Raw genomic sequence first — 15,279 nt, 5'->3', positions numbered from 1 at the left:
CCGATGATGGCGTAGGGCCACTCCTTTTTTTTGTAGGACGATTCCTACCTCGACAGGCGCTCCGTCATGGCGAAGCGGATGATGTCGGCATTGCAGCTGAAGCCCATTTTTTCCATCAGGCGGGTCTTGTGCGTACTGACGGTCTTGTTGCTGATGGCCAGGCGCTCGGCGATCTGGTTGACGCCCAGGCCGTCAGCGAGCAGGCGCAGGATCTGGAATTCCCGATCCGACAGGCTGTCCAGGCCGCTGTCGCGCGGTTCGGAATTGGCGAAGGCCAGTTGCTCGGCGATGCGCGGATCCAGGTAGCGACCACCGCCGGCGACCTTGTTGATGGCGGCGAGCAGGGTTTCGGCGTTGTGATCCTTGGTCAGGTAGCCGCTGGCGCCGGCCCGCAGCGCGCGCTGGGCGATCTGCGGTTCGTTGTGCATGCTCAGCACCAGAATGGGCAGCTTGGCGTAATGGCCGTGGATGCGGGCGATCAGATCCTCGCCGCTGATGCCGGGCATGCTCATGTCCAGCAGCACCAGATCGACCTCCACGTTGCGCAGGCTTTCCAGCACCTGGCCGCCGTTCTCCGCTTCGGCGACTACCTGCAGGCGGTTGTCGAACTCGATCAACTGCTTGAGACCGTTGCGCATGATGGTGTGATCGTCCGCGATCATGATCCGCGTCATGGGGCCTCCTGGGCCGACTTGATGGGCAGGGTCGCCTGGACGGTGGTGCCCTGGCCGGGGTGGCTGAAAATGACCACTTCGCCGCCCAGGCTGATGCCGCGTTCGCGCATGCCGGCCAGCCCCAGCGAACGTTTGTTGACCGAGGCGGGGTCGAAGCCACGACCGTTGTCGGTGATATCCAGGCGGTAGGTGTCGTCGATGCGCTCGAGGCTCACCACGGTGCGCGTCGCGCCTGAGTGGCGGGCGACGTTGTTCAGCGCCTCCTGGACGATGCGAAAGGCGGTGGTGGCTTGGTCGTCGGTCAAGGCCGGTTCTTCACTGTGGGTGGTCAGTTCGCAGGCAATCCGGGTGTGTTGGCGAAACTCGCTGATCAGCCATTCCAGTGCCGGGTAGAGGCCCATGTTGAGCACGGCCGGGCGCAGGCTGGTGGCGATTGTGCGCACCACCTGGATGGTGCGGTCGCACAGCCCCATCAGGTTGTCCACGGCAGGGGGCAACCCCGGCGCCTGGCTGCCGAATTGCAGGTTTAGCATGGAAATGCCCATGCGCAAGGCCGTCAGGTGCTGGCCCAGTTCGTCATGGATTTCCTGGGCGATCAGCTTGCGCTCTTCTTCCCGCGCCGATTCCCGGCGGCTGGTCAGTTCGCGCAGTTGCTGGTTGCTGGCGGCCAGCTTTCGCTCGGCCTTGCGGATGTTGGTGATGTCGCGGGCCAGGGACAGCACGCTGGTCACCTCGCCGCGGTCATCACGCTCGGGTACCAGTTGCACCAGATAGTGCAGGTGCTGGTCGACGGGGCCATCGATGCCGTGGATCAGTTCTTCTTCCAGGGACTTACCGCTTTTGGCGACCTCCCGCACCATCTCGGCCATGATGTCGACTTGTGAGTTGTCGCCAAAGGCATCACGTGCCGGGCGGCCTCTGGCCTCCACCAGAGGCAGCCGGCACAGTGCTTCCAGCGCCGGGTTGGCATAGATCAGGCGGAAGTCGGGAGTGAGGCGGCCGATGGCGTCATGGGTGTTCTCGATCAGGGCACGGAACTGGCGCTCGTTGTGCCGCAGGGTATCGGTCAGACGTTGTTGTTCGGTGAGATCGTGCAGCAATGCCAGACTGTAGCCGCGCCGATCGTAGTGGAAACGAGTGAATTTCACCGACAGGTGACGGCGTGTACCGTCGATGGGATTGCTCAGTTCCAGATGCACCGCTTGCTGGTCGCGTATGAGCTCCTGCAACTGTTCGTCACTATGCAGGGCCAGCGGTATCAGGGCCTGGCCGATGTTCTGGCCAAGCAGATACTTGCGAGCCTGGCCCATCAGTACGGTGGCCGCTTCATTGAGGTAGCGGATATTCAGCGCGTCATCCAGCAGCAGGGCGCCGTCGGCGGTGAAGTCGAGCGCGAAGCTGAGCAGATAGACCAGCTCGGCACGTTCCTGGGTCGAACGGGGTGGGCTCAGGCGAATGAGGAAATGATCGACGTCCGATCCATTCGTCGAAATGCCGGAAACACTGGTTCTCAGCCATTGGTAGGCCTCGCCTGGGTTACCAATGCGCAACTCGCCGCAGGGAATATCGGCCTGCTGGCGGCGTGCGCGCTCCAGAGCGTAAGTGAGCGCGTCCTGATCTTGCGGGTGCAACCAGTGCGTCAGCGGCTGGTGTGTCGGCACCTGCAGCGGCGTACCGAGCAAGCGCAGCAGGGCGGGATTGCCCTGCTTCAGGCAACCGTCGAGATCCAGTACGCCTAGACCGACCGGTGCCGTATGCCATGCTGCGTCACGCAGGGCATCTGTCGTATGCGTCTCTTCCAAAGCCTTCCCCCGATGGCATGACCTTTCCAGTATGGGTCAGTTTTCAGGTTGCGGCGGGCGTATTGAGCCCCGGCTCAGGCGCGCTCGGTGCGCAGGATGTACGCAGGTATCTGCTCCAGCGGAATCTCGCGGCTGACCGCCCCGAGTTTCTTCGCCTCCTTGGGCATGCCGTAGACGACGCAACTGGCTTCGTCCTGGCCGAGGGTGAAGGCGCCGGCCTCGTGCATCTCGCGCAGGCCACGAGCACCGTCGTCGCCCATGCCGGTCATGATGATGCCGGTGGCGTTGGCGCCGGCGGCGCGGGCGGTGGAACGAAAGAGCACGTCCACCGAGGGTTTGTGGCGACTCACGGGTGGACCGTCGACCACTTCGACCATGTACTGCGCGCCACTGCGCTTGAGCAGCATGTGGCGGCCGCCGGGAGCGATCAGGGCGCGGCCGGGAATGACCCGGTCACCGTGGCGGGCTTCGAGCACTTCGATCTGGCACAGGCCGTTGAGACGTTCGGCGAAGGCCGCGGTGAATTTCTCCGGCATGTGCTGGACGATGACGATGCCCGGGCACACGCGCGGCAAGGCGGTGAGCACGTATTCCAGCGCTTGGGTGCCGCCGGTGGAGGTGCCGATGGCGACGACCCGCTCGGTGGTACGGGCCATGGCGCTCGGGCTGGCGGGCGGTAATACCGCGTCGGCGCCCAGCTTGGGCGTGACGGCGGGTTTTTCCTTGAGCTGGCGCAGGTTGGCGCGCGCGGCGGCCTTGACTGCGCCGAGCAGATCATCGCTGGCGTTGACGAGAAATTTGCGCAGGCTCATCTGCGGCTTGGTGACGATGCTCACGGCGCCTGCAGCCAGTGCCTGCATGGTGGTGCTGGCGCCCTTTTCGGTGAGTGTGGAGCAGATCACCACGGGCGTCGGGCGCTCGGCCATCAGCTTCTTGAGGAAGGTGATGCCGTCCATGCGCGGCATTTCGACGTCGAGCACGATCACGTCGGGCCACTCACGCTCCATCTTGCTCAGGGCGAACAGCGGATCAGCAGCGGTGCCCAGCACCTCGATGGCCGGGTCGGCGCCCAGTACCGAGGCCAGCACCTGACGCACGACGGCGGAATCGTCGACGATCATGACTTTGATGGGTTTCATGCAGACTGCACTCCAGTGGGGCTTCCACTGCCGGGTACGATGGGCGACAGCTTCAGGGCGAGCTGGCCGCTCCAGATGTCGAAAAGCAGGTGCCGGTGGCCGGTTCCACCGACGTGCTCGCCATGGCTCATCAAGCCGTGCATGGCGAGGAGCTTGTAGGCCATGTCGATATTCTGCTGACCTACGTGGCGTTTGCCGCGATTTCCGACGTTCGGAAACATATTGCCGCCACCGAAGATGCGCACGTGATATTCGTTGACGCGGGTGCCGTGAGCGCTGATGGCTTCCAGCAGCATGAGCATGGCCTCGTCGCCGTAGCGTCCGTCCAGTTTGGCAGTGGGTTGGCCACGGGTGGGCAGCATGTAATGGCACATGCCGCCGAGTCGATGGCGCGGGTGCCAGAACACCAGGGACACGCAGGAGCCCAGCAGCGTGCGGATGCGTGTGCCGACACCGGCAAAGTGCACATCGCCCGGTTGCAGGTAGACGTCACGCGTTGTAACGGGCCTAGGCATCAGGTTTGCGGTAGATCGATGGTTTCACGACCTTCAGCGTGTCATCGATACCGTTGAGACTTTCCGAGTGGCTGATCAGAAAGTAGCCGCCTGGCCGCAAGCGGCTGAGCAGACGCTTGACGACTTGACGCTTGGTATCACCGTTGAAGTAGATCATGACGTTACGCAGGAAGATCACGTCGAACAGACCGGTCTCCGGCAGTGGGTTGTTCAGGTTGATCTGTTCGAAGCGTATGCGTCGCCGGATCGAAGGGCATATCAGCATGCTGCCCTCGTTGGCGCCCACACCACGAAAGCAGTGCTGCACCCGCATCTGGCGTGGGATGTCTTCGCTGTCTTCCAGACGATAGACGCCGGCGCGGGCGCGATCCAGCACCCGTTGGCTGATATCCGACGCCAGGATTTCCCAGGGCCTCTCGCCGAGCACATCCGCCAGCAGCAGGGCGATGCTGTAAGGCTCCTCACCGCTGGAGCAGGCGCCGCTCCAGATACGCAGTGGGCGCCCACTGGGGATCAACCCCGGCTGGCCCAGGCGTTCACGCAGGAAGTCGAAGTGCTTGGGCTCACGGAAGAAGTAGGTTTCGTTGGTGGTCAGCAGGTCGACGCAGTGCTGCAACTCCGCCGGGCTCTGGTTCAGGCGCCGGAAGTAGTCGCCGTAGCTGTCCAGCTCGAATTCACGCAGGCGTTTGCTCAGGCGCCCGGCCACCAGCGGTTTTTTCGCATCGGACAGGCTGATGCCGGCAATGTCGTGGATCAACTGGCGAAACTGCTCGAACTCACGATCACTGAGCGCGACTGCGGTGCTGCTCATGACTGTTCCTGGGCGGGGGCTCGCTGCGCGCCGGCTTGTTCCAGCAGGCTGATTTCGTCATCGGACAGAACGCGACCCACGTCGAGCAGCACCACCAGGCGATTGTTGACCTTGCCCATGCCACGGATGAAGTCGGCGCGGATACGGTTGCCGAAGCTGGGTGCCGGCTCGATCTGCTCGGCACCGAGTTCCAGCACTTCGCTGACCGCATCGACCACCATGCCGATCACCCGCAGGCCGTCCTCCGTGGCGATTTCCAGAATGACGATACAGGTGCGTGGGCCGATTACGGTCGCGCTGCCGCCGAAGCGCAGCCCCAGGTCGATGACCGGCACCACGGCACCGCGCAGGTTGATCACGCCGAGGATGCTCGGCGGCATCATCGGCACGCTGGTCAGGTGGCCGTACTCGATGATTTCGCGCACGGCATGGATGTCGACGGCGAACAGCTCCTGCGCCAGGGCGAAGGTCAGGTACTGGCCGGCGACACTGCGGGTGACGGCAGTCATCGACTACTCCTGAAAGCGCACGTAGCCGGCAGGCAGGCCGCCGGCCATCAGCGTGGACGTATCGTCATCGGCCTGAGTGGCGCGTGGCGCATGGCCCGAACGCGGTACCGGAGCGTGACGCTGCGGGCTGCGAGCCCCCGGCGTGCTGTTGAGCTTGAAGAAGTCCATCAGTTGCTGCAGCTGCTCGGCCTGGCCGCTCATTTCCTCGGCAGTGGCTGCCAGCTCCTCGGAGGAGGAGGCGTTCTGCTGGGTGATTTCGTTGAGCTGATTCATGGCCGTACTGATCTGGCCCACGCCCGAGCTCTGCTCTTCGGAGGCGGCGGCGATTTCCTGCACCAGATCGGAGGTCTTGGCGATGGACGGCACGATCTCGTCGAGCAGGGTGCCGGCGCGTTCGGCCAGTTGCACGCTGGACTTGGCCACCTCGCCGATCTCCTGCGCGGCGACCTGGCTGCGTTCGGCCAGCTTGCGCACTTCGGCAGCGACCACGGCGAAGCCCTTGCCATGCTCACCGGCACGGGCAGCTTCGATGGCGGCGTTGAGCGCCAGCAGGTTGGTCTGGTAGGCGATGTCATCGACGATGCCGATCTTGTCGGCGATCGTCTTCATCGCCCGTACGGTTTCCTTGACCGCCTGGCCGCCTTCGCCGGCTTCGCCGCTGGCCTTGCTCGCCATACCGTCGGTGATGCGTGCGTTCTCGGTGTTCTGCGCGATGGAGGCGGACATCTGCTCCATCGAGGCGCTGGTTTCTTCTACCGAAGCCGCTTGTTCGGAGGCCGCCTGGCTCATGCTCTGCGCGGTCGCGGAGATTTCCTCGGAGGCACTGGTCAGCGCGTCGGCATTGTTGCGCACTTCGGAGATGATCTGCGCCAGGCGCTGCGACATGCCGTGGATGGCGGCCAGCATGCTGGTGGTGTCGCCTGGACGGGTATTGATCTGCACACGCAGGTCGCCTTCGGCGATGCGCGACACCACCTCTGAGGCATAGCTCGGCTCGCCGCCGAGCTGGCGTACCAGGCTGTGTGTGATCAACCAGGCGATCAGTATGGACATAAGGATGGCAACGCCGCCTACGATCAGCAATTGCAGGCGCGACTCCTCGTAGAGGGCCGTACCGTCATCAGAAGTCTGCTGCATGAGGTCGCCCTGCAGCTTTAACATCTCATCCGCAGCGGCCATTAGGGCGTTATTGGCAGGGATTATCTGGTTGTATAAATAGGCTTCTGCACGTTGCTGTTCGCCGAGCATTGAATACAGTTCTTCCAGACGCTCGCGAACAACTTCACGCGCAGCGTTTATTTTCGCCAGGCTTTCGCGCTCCTGAGGGGTTTCGACCATCTTCCCGAGTTCTTCAATTGCATCGCTACGCCTTTTTTGGCTGTCATTTATCGATGCCATAGTTTTCTGATCAGTTGCCTCATCATCGATCAGCAGGAGGTCGCGGATATATCTTGCCTGGTTCAGGGTTTCTTCCTTGATGCTGACAGCCAGCCTAACCGTGACGTAGCTATCCTCAACGATAATGGTGCTGGCATTATCTATAACTTGCATCCGAGAGATGCTAAGTATCAGTGATACCACCAGCAGCACGATGACCACACCAAAGCCCAGCCCCAGCTTGGTCGCCACTTTCATATTCTTGAACATGGTTACTTTCTCCATATGACCTGGTCGGTTGCTCAGGTGCGTGCTTTGTTGCCGGAAGCCGCAATTTCGGCGACCGCCAGGGTGTTTTCGATGGTCAGAAGGACGATGAAGTCGTCACCCTGGCGCACCATGCCGTGAATGAAGTCGCTGCGAATGGGGTTGCCGAACGCGGGCGCCGGGCGGATCTGCGCGGCGGCGACCTCCAGCACTTCGCTGACGGCGTCGACGATGATGCCCAGTACCTGGGCGTCCTCTTCTTCCACCACCTCGACGATGATGATGCAGCTGCGCTTGTCGATGCGGCTTGGGCCCTGGCCGAAGCGCAGGCCCAGGTCGATCACCGGCACCACGGCGCCGCGCAGGTTGATCACGCCATGGATGCACGAGGCTGCCATGGGCACACGGGTAAGCTGCGGGTATTCGATGATCTCGCGCACGCTCAGGCCGTCGAGGGCATAGCGTCGGGCGTTGAGTTCGAAGGTCAGGTACTGGCGCGAGGCGTCTTGCTCGTCGACCACCGCACCTGAGGGCGGGAGCATTGCCACCGGGTGCTGCGGCGAACTCGCCGGATTATCAGGAAGACTCATGATGTGCGCTCATTGGCTGATTTCAGGCTTCGCTGGTGAGCGGAGCCGCATTCGTCGTGGAACTGGACAGGTCGGTGAGCAGACTGGGGATATCGAGAATCAGCGCCACGGCGCCGCTGCCCAGAATGGTGAAGCCCCCAACGCCACGGCAGGTTTCGAACAACTTGCCCAGCGGCTTGATCACGGTCTGGAACTCGCCCATCAGATGGTCGACCACCAGGCCGACACGCTGCCCGGCGTAGCTGACCACGACGACGTTCTCACGCCTGGGCGGCTGTCCGGCTTCGTCGAACAACTCGCGCAGGCGGATGAACGGCAGCACTTCGCCGCGTAGCGAGATGTGGCCGCGATCATGGCGGGCACTGACCTCTAGCTCGATGCATTCCTCGACCAGATCCAGCGGAATCACGTAACCGGCCTGGCCGACACCGACCAGGAAGCCATCGATGATGGCCAGGGTCAGCGGCAGGCGAATGCGTACGCAGGTGCCTTCGCCGAGGGTGCTGTCCAGGTCGATGCTGCCGCGCAGGGCGGTGATGTTGCGCTTGACCACGTCCATGCCGACGCCGCGACCGGAGAGGTTGCTGACCTGCTCGGCGGTGGAGAAGCCTGGCTCGAAGATCAGGTTGAAGGTTTCCTTCTCGGTCAGCGTCTGCCCTTCGCTGATCAGACCGCGTTCGCGGGCCTTGGCCAGGATGCGCTGCGGATCGAGACCGCCGCCATCGTCGGCGACTTCCAGGACGATGCTACCGGCATCGTGGTAGGCGTTCAGGTGTACGTTGCCTTGAGCCGGTTTGCCCCGCGCCTGGCGCATGGCCTGGGACTCGATGCCGTGATCCATGGCATTGCGCACCAGGTGCGTGAGTGGGTCGGTGATGCGTTCGACGACGGTCTTGTCCAGTTCGGTATCGCCGCCGCTGATGGACAGGGCGATGTCCTTGCCCAGCTCCTTGGACACGTCGCGTACCACGCGCTGGAAGCGGTTGAAGGTGGCGCCGATCTGCACCATGCGCAGGGTCAGGGCGCTGTCGCGGACTTCCTCGACCAGGCGTGAGAGCAGCTCGGTGGATTCCAGCATTTCGGCATGGCCGCATTGCTGGGCGGTCATGCGCGCCCCGGCGCCAGCGATGATCAGTTCGCCGACCAGATTGATCAGTTGGTCGAGCTTACCGGCATCGACGCGAATCAGGTTGCCTTCGTTGCTGCGGTTTTCCTTGACCTGTTGCTGCTTCTGCAGGGCGGCGGCGATCACCGGCGGCTGCACCAGGCTCTCTTCCATCAGCACCTGGCCGATGGGGCGCGCTTCAGCCTGTTGCTGGCCTTGCACCTGGGTGTGCAGCACCTCCTGCAGTTCGGCAGCGGTCAGGGTGCCGCAGCGCATGAGGATTTCGCCGAGGCGCATGTCCTCTTCCGGCAAGGTGCGAATCAGCTCCAGGTATTCCTCGGATTTGCTGTTGGGCGGCAGGATGCGGATCAGGCTGTCCTCGCGGACGAACTCGAAGGCCCCTTCGATGGTGGCCTTGTCCGCCTCGCTGGAGAAGGCGACTTCGAAGCCCAGGTAGCAGGTTTCCGGATCCATCTCGGCGGCCGGCGGTACGCGGTCGAGCAGCGGTACGATGCTGACGATGCGTCCGAAGGTGTTGAGGTAGCGCAACAGCGACAGCGGATCCATGCCATTGCGCAGCGTGTCCGGGCCGAAACGCAGCGAGAGGTGCCAATGGTCGGCGCTGACGCCGCCGACACTGCTGCGCTCGACCAGCCCATTGCTGGACGGCAGGTTGCTCGTGTTCTGCGGCGCGTCCATATAGAGGCTGAGCTGGTCGCCCAGTTGATGGTTCTGTTCGAGCAGGGCGGGGTCGAGTTGGTCGAGTGTCTGGCCTTCGTCGAGCAGGTCGATCAGGAGGCCCAGGTGGTCGCCCACCTGCAGAAACAGAGCGGTCAGGGTGCCGTCGAAGCGCAGTTCGGCATTGCGAATCCGATCCAGCACGCTCTCGGCGATATGGGTGAAGCCGACGATCAAGTCGAGGCCGAAGAGGCCGGCCGAACCCTTGATGGTGTGGGCGGCACGAAAGATCGCATTGATGGTGTCAGCGTCATCCGGGGCGCTTTCCAGCACCAGCAGGGCTTCCTCCATCTGTTCGAGCAGTTCCCGGCTCTCGGCGATGAATATCTTGAGTACTTCGTCCATATCCATGCCGTGTCACTCGCCGCTGGGTTTGATCAGGATGGGGTCGCCGAAGAAGGACGCCAGGCCAGAGAGTTCGAAGGCATCTATGACGGCCGGACTGTGATGACTCAGTCGCAGCTGGCAGCCCTGGCGTTCGGCTTCCTGCTTGGTCAGCACCAGCAGTTGCAGTCCGGCACAGTCGATTTCGTCGAGGGCGGAGAGATCCAGTTCCACCTCCGCACCCGGCGCCAGTGCGCGCATCAGCAGATCCAGGTTTTCGCTGACGCTGTAGATGGTCAGACCACCTTCCAGCGGCAGGATGCGGTACAGGTTCTCGCCCGGCACGTCGGTCATGGCGCCGTTCTCATGGCAGGATCAGTTTGGAGACGGCGGTGAGCATCTGCGCCGGCTGGAAGGGCTTGACCACCCAGGCCTTGGCCCCGGCCGCACGGCCTTCTTCCTTTTTCGCTTCGCCGGCTTCGGTGGTGAGCATGATCACCGGGGTGAACTTGTAGGCGGGCAGTTGCTTGACGTTCTTGAGGAAGGTGATGCCGTCCATGTTCGGCATATTTACGTCGCTGATGATCAGGTGCACCTTGCGGCCATCGAGTTTTTTCAGGGCATCCTTGCCGTCGCAGCCTTCGATCACGTCGTAGCCGGCCCCCTTCAGGGTGATGCTCACGACCTGGCGAATGGAGGCCGAGTCGTCGACGATGAGTACGGTCTTGCCCATGGGGTACCTCAGAAGAAAGTGATTTCGGAATCGTTGCGTTTGCCGGGCGCATCGCCCCGGTGAATCGCGTGCTGTTCGGGCATGGTGTAGGTCTGCGCCAGCTCCTGCAGCCAGCGTTGGCTGTCCAGCATTGGCGGCGTTTCACCCGTCGAGCGCAGGCGCTGGCGTTCTTCGACGTGCAGTTGCAGCTTGTCCAGATCGTCGCGCACATGGCCGAGCATCTGGCTGATGCGATCCTGGAACTGCAGGGCGACCAGCACTTCGGCGATGTCCTGAGCGACGATTTCACTCTGGCTGCGCATGGATTCGTTGTGGCTGACGATGCCGCTGGCGCTGTGGTGGAAACGGGTAATTACGCCATTGATGACTTCACTGGCGTTGTTCAGTGTCAGCGCATCGGTCTTGGCGTATTCCTGGGAGATGGCCAGGGTCTTGTGGATGGCGCCGTTGACGATGTTCACGGTTTCGCCGATGCGCTGGCCGGTTTCGCCCGACATCGCCGAGAGCTTGCGTACTTCATCGGCGACCACGGCGAAGCCGCGACCGCTCTCGCCGGCGCGGGCGGCTTCGATGGCCGCGTTGAGCGCCAGCAGGTTGGTCTGTTTAGCGATGTCGGCGACGTCCTGCGCCATGGTCTGCAACTGATCGGTGAAGCCGGAGAGCTGCATCACTTCCTTGAGCAGCGACTCCTTGCTGGCCAAGGCTTCGCGCAAGGCCATGATGATCATGTCGAGTTCGTGCTGGCTGGTGGAAAGCAGGGCAACCAGGCGGTTGCCGGCTTCGCGTTCCGGGCCATTGCCCAGGCTCTGTTGGATGCGCCCGGCAAGATTGGAGAAGCGCTCGCTGAGCGAGCTGATGGCCTCTTCACTGTGCCCACGGGCGCTCTCGATCTGTTGCGCCCAGACGGGGAGGGTCTGTCCACAGAGGGCCTCGAGATCGTCTTTGCTAGCCTCGACACTGATGTGCGTGGAGGGCAGGGTTTCTGCGGGCGGGGAGGGGCGCTTACTGAGCAGCAGCAGGGCGGCGCCTGCTGCCAGCAGGATGATCAGAACGGGGATCAGGCTTAGCCAGCCGAGCCCGACGACGAGCGTCGAGACGAGGCCGCAGAGCAGAATCAGCGATGGGGCAATCAGGTGATGAGTGTGATCGCGCACTTCTCGACTCCGCGACAGATAGGCTGTTGTCGTCGCGGAACAGCGATCAGGCGGGGTTCCTGCAAGTGGCCTGCGATCATTCCATCGACTCTGGCAGGATGCATCAGCCCCGCCGGCCAGCGGCATCAGGGTTTTCTGGATTTTCTTGCTATGAAATTCCTGTCAGGTACTAGGGATTTCCCTATCTGAGGTAAGGGTCGGGAAAGCTGGCTGCGTACTTGATCAGGTCGGCATTGCTGGAAAATCCCATCTTTTCCATCAGATTGATCTTATGCGTGCTGACGGTCTTGTTACTGATCATCAACTGCTCGGCGATGCGGTTGACGCTCAAACCTTCAGCCAGCAGTCGCATGATCTGGAACTCTCGGTTGGTCAAACTGTCGAGGCCGCGGTTGCTTTGAGGTTTTAGGCTGCTCAAGGCGATCTGTTCGAGTAGATCCGGATCGATGTAGCGCCCGCCGGCACTGACCTTCTTCACAGCCGCGATCAGGGTTTCGGGCGACTGGGTCTTGGTCAGGTAACCCGCGGCTCCGCAGCGCAGCACGCGCATGGCCAACTGGGCGTCGTTATGCATGCTCAGCACCAGAATCGGCAGGATGGGGTGTTGATGCACGATGCGTGAAACCAGCGCTTCGCCGCTGAGCCCCGGCATGCTGATATCCAGCAACAGCAGATCGACGGTCAATGATCGCAGGCACTCCAGGGCCTGTGAGCCGCTGGCGGCTTCACCCTTGATGACGATGTCCTTGTCCAGCTCGAAGATTCGCTTCAGACCTTCACGCATGATGGTGTGGTCGTCTACGAGCATCAGATTGATCATGCGCTCTCCCTGGGTTGGAGGCTGATGGGGAAGATCACCTGGACGATGGTGCCTTGCCCCGGATGGCTGAAAACGATGACCGGGCCACCGAGCTTGCGTCCACGCTCGCGCATGCCTGACAGACCGTTGGAATCGGGCATGATGTCGTTCAGGGCGAACCCCTGGCCGTCGTCGAAGATCTCCAGCACGTAGTCGTTCTCGCGACGTTCCAGGCTGACTTCTGCATGGCTGGCGTTGGCATGGCGCAGGATGTTGGTCAGCGATTCCTGGACGATGCGATACAGATGCGCGGCGCGCTCTGCCTCGAGATCGATGCCCTGCGGCGGCCGATTGTAACGGCAATTTATGGCTGAGACCTGGCGAAAATCCTCGATCAGACCTTCCAGAGCCCTGTCGATATTCTGCGAATGTCCGGGGGAGCCACCGTTAGGCAGCTCGCGGATGGTATCGATCGCGCCATGGGTGATCGAACAGAGGCGACTGACCTGTTCCAGAAGATCCGGGCGATCACTCCCCAGGTGAATGCGCAGCACCCCCAGCCCCTGGAGGAGAACGGTCAGTTGCTGGCCCAGTTCGTCATGCAACTCCTGCGCGATGCGCTTGCGCTCTCTCAGGCGCGCAAGGGCACAGGCTCGCGCCAGGCGAGTCTTGCAGTGGGGACAGTTGGTATCTTCGTTCTGCTGTTTACGCGGGCGTACAGACGTATGGGAGAGCGTCGTTGCAATATTCACAGGGGCTCTTCTCTTCTTATGGCGGCTGGTTCGCTGAAGACCGCCGCGGCGAGGCACAAAGGTGGTAGAGGTTCTCTCCGATTGGGGGCTATTCGACGAAGAAGTTCGAAAGTGGGGGACTTTCGATGACGTAAATACGATCCCCGCCATGGATATGGCTTATGGCTACGGCACAGAGCGAGGAGGCGCGCGTTCGTTGTCGGTTACTCGACCTGAAACCCCGCACAATCCTGATTCGATTCCGCCTGGCATCGCTCGGCTGGCTCCCGCAGTTGGTATACCGTCGATTTTAGAAGTTTGCGAACGAGGAGGCGCCAGCCGTGCGAAGTGACCGGTCGGACGAGATGCATGCGGTTAGTACGAGGTATGCGAACGCCTTGGCCATAAGGCGCCGGATACCGTATCGGAAGGCAATGATCATGATGCAGGCTCAGCTGGGCGAAGGGCTTAGCATATCGCCCGTGCTGCCTGCGTTGACAGGGGGATGACCGCGCGAGCGCTTGAAAATTGGCGTATACGCCAGGTGCCTCGCAAGAGTGTCATCTCGATGGCGGATCGGATTGCGCTTCGGCTGTTTCGCCGCCAGCGCTCTAGGTCGGGGTTAAGGCTGCCCGGGAGAGGCCCCATCGCCAGGGCGCTCTCCCGGTCGCCAATGACCTGAGTGTCGACCGCGTGGGGCGGCCAGGCTCAGCTATTGGGCAGCAGACGAACGGTCAGGCTCTTGATGTAGCGTGTTTCCGGGATCGCCATATGTTCCGGATGATCCGGGCCCTGCGCGCCGCGTTCGAGCAACTGGATGTTGCGGTCGAGGTGGCGTGCGCTCTGCAGCAGAATCTGGTGCAGGTTGTCCTCGGCCAGGTGCATCGAGCAACTGGCGCTGACCAGGATGCCGTCCTTGTTGAGCATGCGCATGGCCATTTCGTTGAGGCGACGGTAGGCCGCTTCACCGTTCTTGATGTCCTTCTTGCGCTTGATGAAGGCGGGTGGGTCGGCGATCACCACGTCGAAGCGCTCTTCGGCCGCCTTGAGTTCACGCAGGGCGGCGAAGGCGTCGCCCTCGACGCAGGTGACTTTCTCGGCCAGGCCGTTGAGCGCGGCGTTGCGCTCCACGCCATCGAGGGCGAAGGCCGAGGCATCGACGCAGAACACCTCGCTGGCGCCGAAGGCCGCCGCCTGCACGCCCCAGCCGCCGATGTAGCTGAACAGGTCGAGCACACGCTTGCCCTGTACATAGGGCGCCAGGCGCGCGCGGTTCATGCGGTGGTCGTAGAACCAGCCGGTTTTCTGCCCTTCGATCACCGGCGCCTCGAACTTCACGCCGTTCTCTTCCAGGGCGACCCACTCCGGCACCTGACCGTAGGCGGTTTCCACGTAGCGTTCCAGGCCTTCGGCGTCGCGGGCGCTGGAGTCGTTCTTGAGCAGGATGCCGCTGGGCTTGAGCACCTGGATCAGCGCAGCGAGTACGTCATCCTTGTGCCGCTCCATGGTGGCTGAGGCCAGTTGCACCACGAGGATGTCGAAGAAACGGTCGACCACCAGGCCAGGCAGCAGGTCGGAGTCGCCGTAGACCAGGCGATAGCAGGGTTGATCGAACAGGCGCTCACGCAGCGACAAGCAGACGTTGAGGCGATGTACCAGCAGTGACTTGTCCAGCTCGTGCTTGAGATCGCGTGACAGCAGGCGGGCACAGATCAGGTTGTTCGGGCTCATGGCGACGATGCCCAGCGGCTTGCCGCCGGCGGCTTCGAGAATCGCCTGATCGCCGGCTGCAAAACCGTGCAGCGGCGTGGCGGTGACGTCGATTTCGTTGCTGTAGACCCACAGATGGCCGGCGCGCAGGCGTCGGTCGGCATTGGCTTTCAGGCGCAGGCTGGGCAGGGAAGACATGGCGTGGTGCTCCGCGGGTAAAAGGGCAAAATTATAGCGTTTCGGCGCTGCCGGCGGGGTGGTTAAAAAAGTTGAATGCGTCAGTGCTCTGGCTTTAGCTAGA

The 15,279-nt window shown here is 62.5% G+C and carries 14 protein-coding genes and 1 pseudogene; all 15 read right to left on the bottom strand.

What is annotated here, in order from left to right; genetic code table 11:
• Positions 1 to 44 precede the first annotated feature (44 nt).
• Positions 45 to 674, bottom strand: a complete 630-nt coding sequence (locus tag VC352_RS07190; RefSeq protein WP_322978899.1) for a response regulator transcription factor — start codon at positions 672 to 674, stop codon at positions 45 to 47.
• Positions 671 to 2,476 carry a PAS domain-containing protein gene (locus tag VC352_RS07185; RefSeq protein WP_322978898.1) on the bottom strand — a complete coding sequence of 602 codons (1,806 nt, stop codon included), beginning with the start codon at positions 2,474 to 2,476 and terminating at the stop codon, positions 671 to 673. Before VC352_RS07185 ends, VC352_RS07190 begins: the two co-directional genes overlap by 4 nt.
• Before the next feature lie 74 nt (positions 2,477 to 2,550).
• Complete coding sequence (locus VC352_RS07180; RefSeq protein ID WP_322978897.1) at positions 2,551 to 3,615, bottom strand: chemotaxis response regulator protein-glutamate methylesterase; 1,065 nt, start codon at positions 3,613 to 3,615, stop codon at positions 2,551 to 2,553.
• Entirely contained in the window at positions 3,612 to 4,130 is a 519-nt protein-coding gene (locus VC352_RS07175; protein WP_322978896.1) for a chemotaxis protein CheD, read from the bottom strand. The genes VC352_RS07180 and VC352_RS07175 overlap by 4 nt, the downstream gene beginning before the upstream one ends.
• Positions 4,123 to 4,941: a protein-glutamate O-methyltransferase CheR gene (locus VC352_RS07170; RefSeq protein WP_322978895.1), complete on the bottom strand. Its 819-nt coding sequence runs from the start codon at positions 4,939 to 4,941 to the stop codon at positions 4,123 to 4,125. The genes VC352_RS07175 and VC352_RS07170 overlap by 8 nt, the downstream gene beginning before the upstream one ends.
• Positions 4,938 to 5,450, bottom strand: coding sequence for a chemotaxis protein CheW (locus VC352_RS07165; protein WP_322978894.1), 513 nt, complete (start codon positions 5,448 to 5,450; stop codon positions 4,938 to 4,940). Before VC352_RS07165 ends, VC352_RS07170 begins: the two co-directional genes overlap by 4 nt.
• Positions 5,451 to 5,453: 3 nt before the next feature.
• Positions 5,454 to 7,085 (bottom strand): methyl-accepting chemotaxis protein, encoded by a 1,632-nt coding sequence (locus tag VC352_RS07160; protein WP_416340114.1) that lies wholly within the window; start codon positions 7,083 to 7,085, stop codon positions 5,454 to 5,456.
• Between the two features lie 44 nt (positions 7,086 to 7,129).
• Positions 7,130 to 7,684, bottom strand: coding sequence for a chemotaxis protein CheW (locus tag VC352_RS07155; RefSeq protein WP_322978892.1), 555 nt, complete (start codon positions 7,682 to 7,684; stop codon positions 7,130 to 7,132).
• Between the two features lie 22 nt (positions 7,685 to 7,706).
• A complete protein-coding gene (locus tag VC352_RS07150) occupies positions 7,707 to 9,878 on the bottom strand; it encodes a chemotaxis protein CheA (RefSeq protein WP_322978891.1) in 2,172 nt (723 codons plus the stop codon).
• A gap of 6 nt (positions 9,879 to 9,884) precedes the next feature.
• Positions 9,885 to 10,205: an STAS domain-containing protein gene (locus tag VC352_RS07145; protein WP_322978890.1), complete on the bottom strand. Its 321-nt coding sequence runs from the start codon at positions 10,203 to 10,205 to the stop codon at positions 9,885 to 9,887.
• 10 nt (positions 10,206 to 10,215) lie between these two features.
• Positions 10,216 to 10,584: a response regulator gene (locus VC352_RS07140; RefSeq protein ID WP_322978889.1), complete on the bottom strand. Its 369-nt coding sequence runs from the start codon at positions 10,582 to 10,584 to the stop codon at positions 10,216 to 10,218.
• Between the two features lie 8 nt (positions 10,585 to 10,592).
• Positions 10,593 to 11,210: pseudogene (locus VC352_RS25345) on the bottom strand (methyl-accepting chemotaxis protein); the annotation flags it as partial.
• Between the two features lie 709 nt (positions 11,211 to 11,919).
• Complete coding sequence (locus VC352_RS07130; RefSeq protein ID WP_322978887.1) at positions 11,920 to 12,558, bottom strand: response regulator transcription factor; 639 nt, start codon at positions 12,556 to 12,558, stop codon at positions 11,920 to 11,922.
• The gene (locus VC352_RS07125; RefSeq protein ID WP_322978886.1) at positions 12,555 to 13,289 is read right to left on the bottom strand and encodes a sensor histidine kinase; all 735 of its coding nucleotides are present in this window, start codon (positions 13,287 to 13,289) and stop codon (positions 12,555 to 12,557) included. Before VC352_RS07125 ends, VC352_RS07130 begins: the two co-directional genes overlap by 4 nt.
• A gap of 687 nt (positions 13,290 to 13,976) precedes the next feature.
• Positions 13,977 to 15,176 (bottom strand): class I SAM-dependent rRNA methyltransferase, encoded by a 1,200-nt coding sequence (locus VC352_RS07120; RefSeq protein ID WP_322978885.1) that lies wholly within the window; start codon positions 15,174 to 15,176, stop codon positions 13,977 to 13,979.
• Between the last annotated feature and the right edge of the window lie 103 nt (positions 15,177 to 15,279).

It is taken from the genome of Pseudomonas sp. C11 (genome assembly GCF_034683865.1).
GTDB lineage: Bacteria > Pseudomonadota > Gammaproteobacteria > Pseudomonadales > Pseudomonadaceae > Aquipseudomonas.
This window is presented reverse-complemented; position numbering and strand designations above follow the sequence as displayed.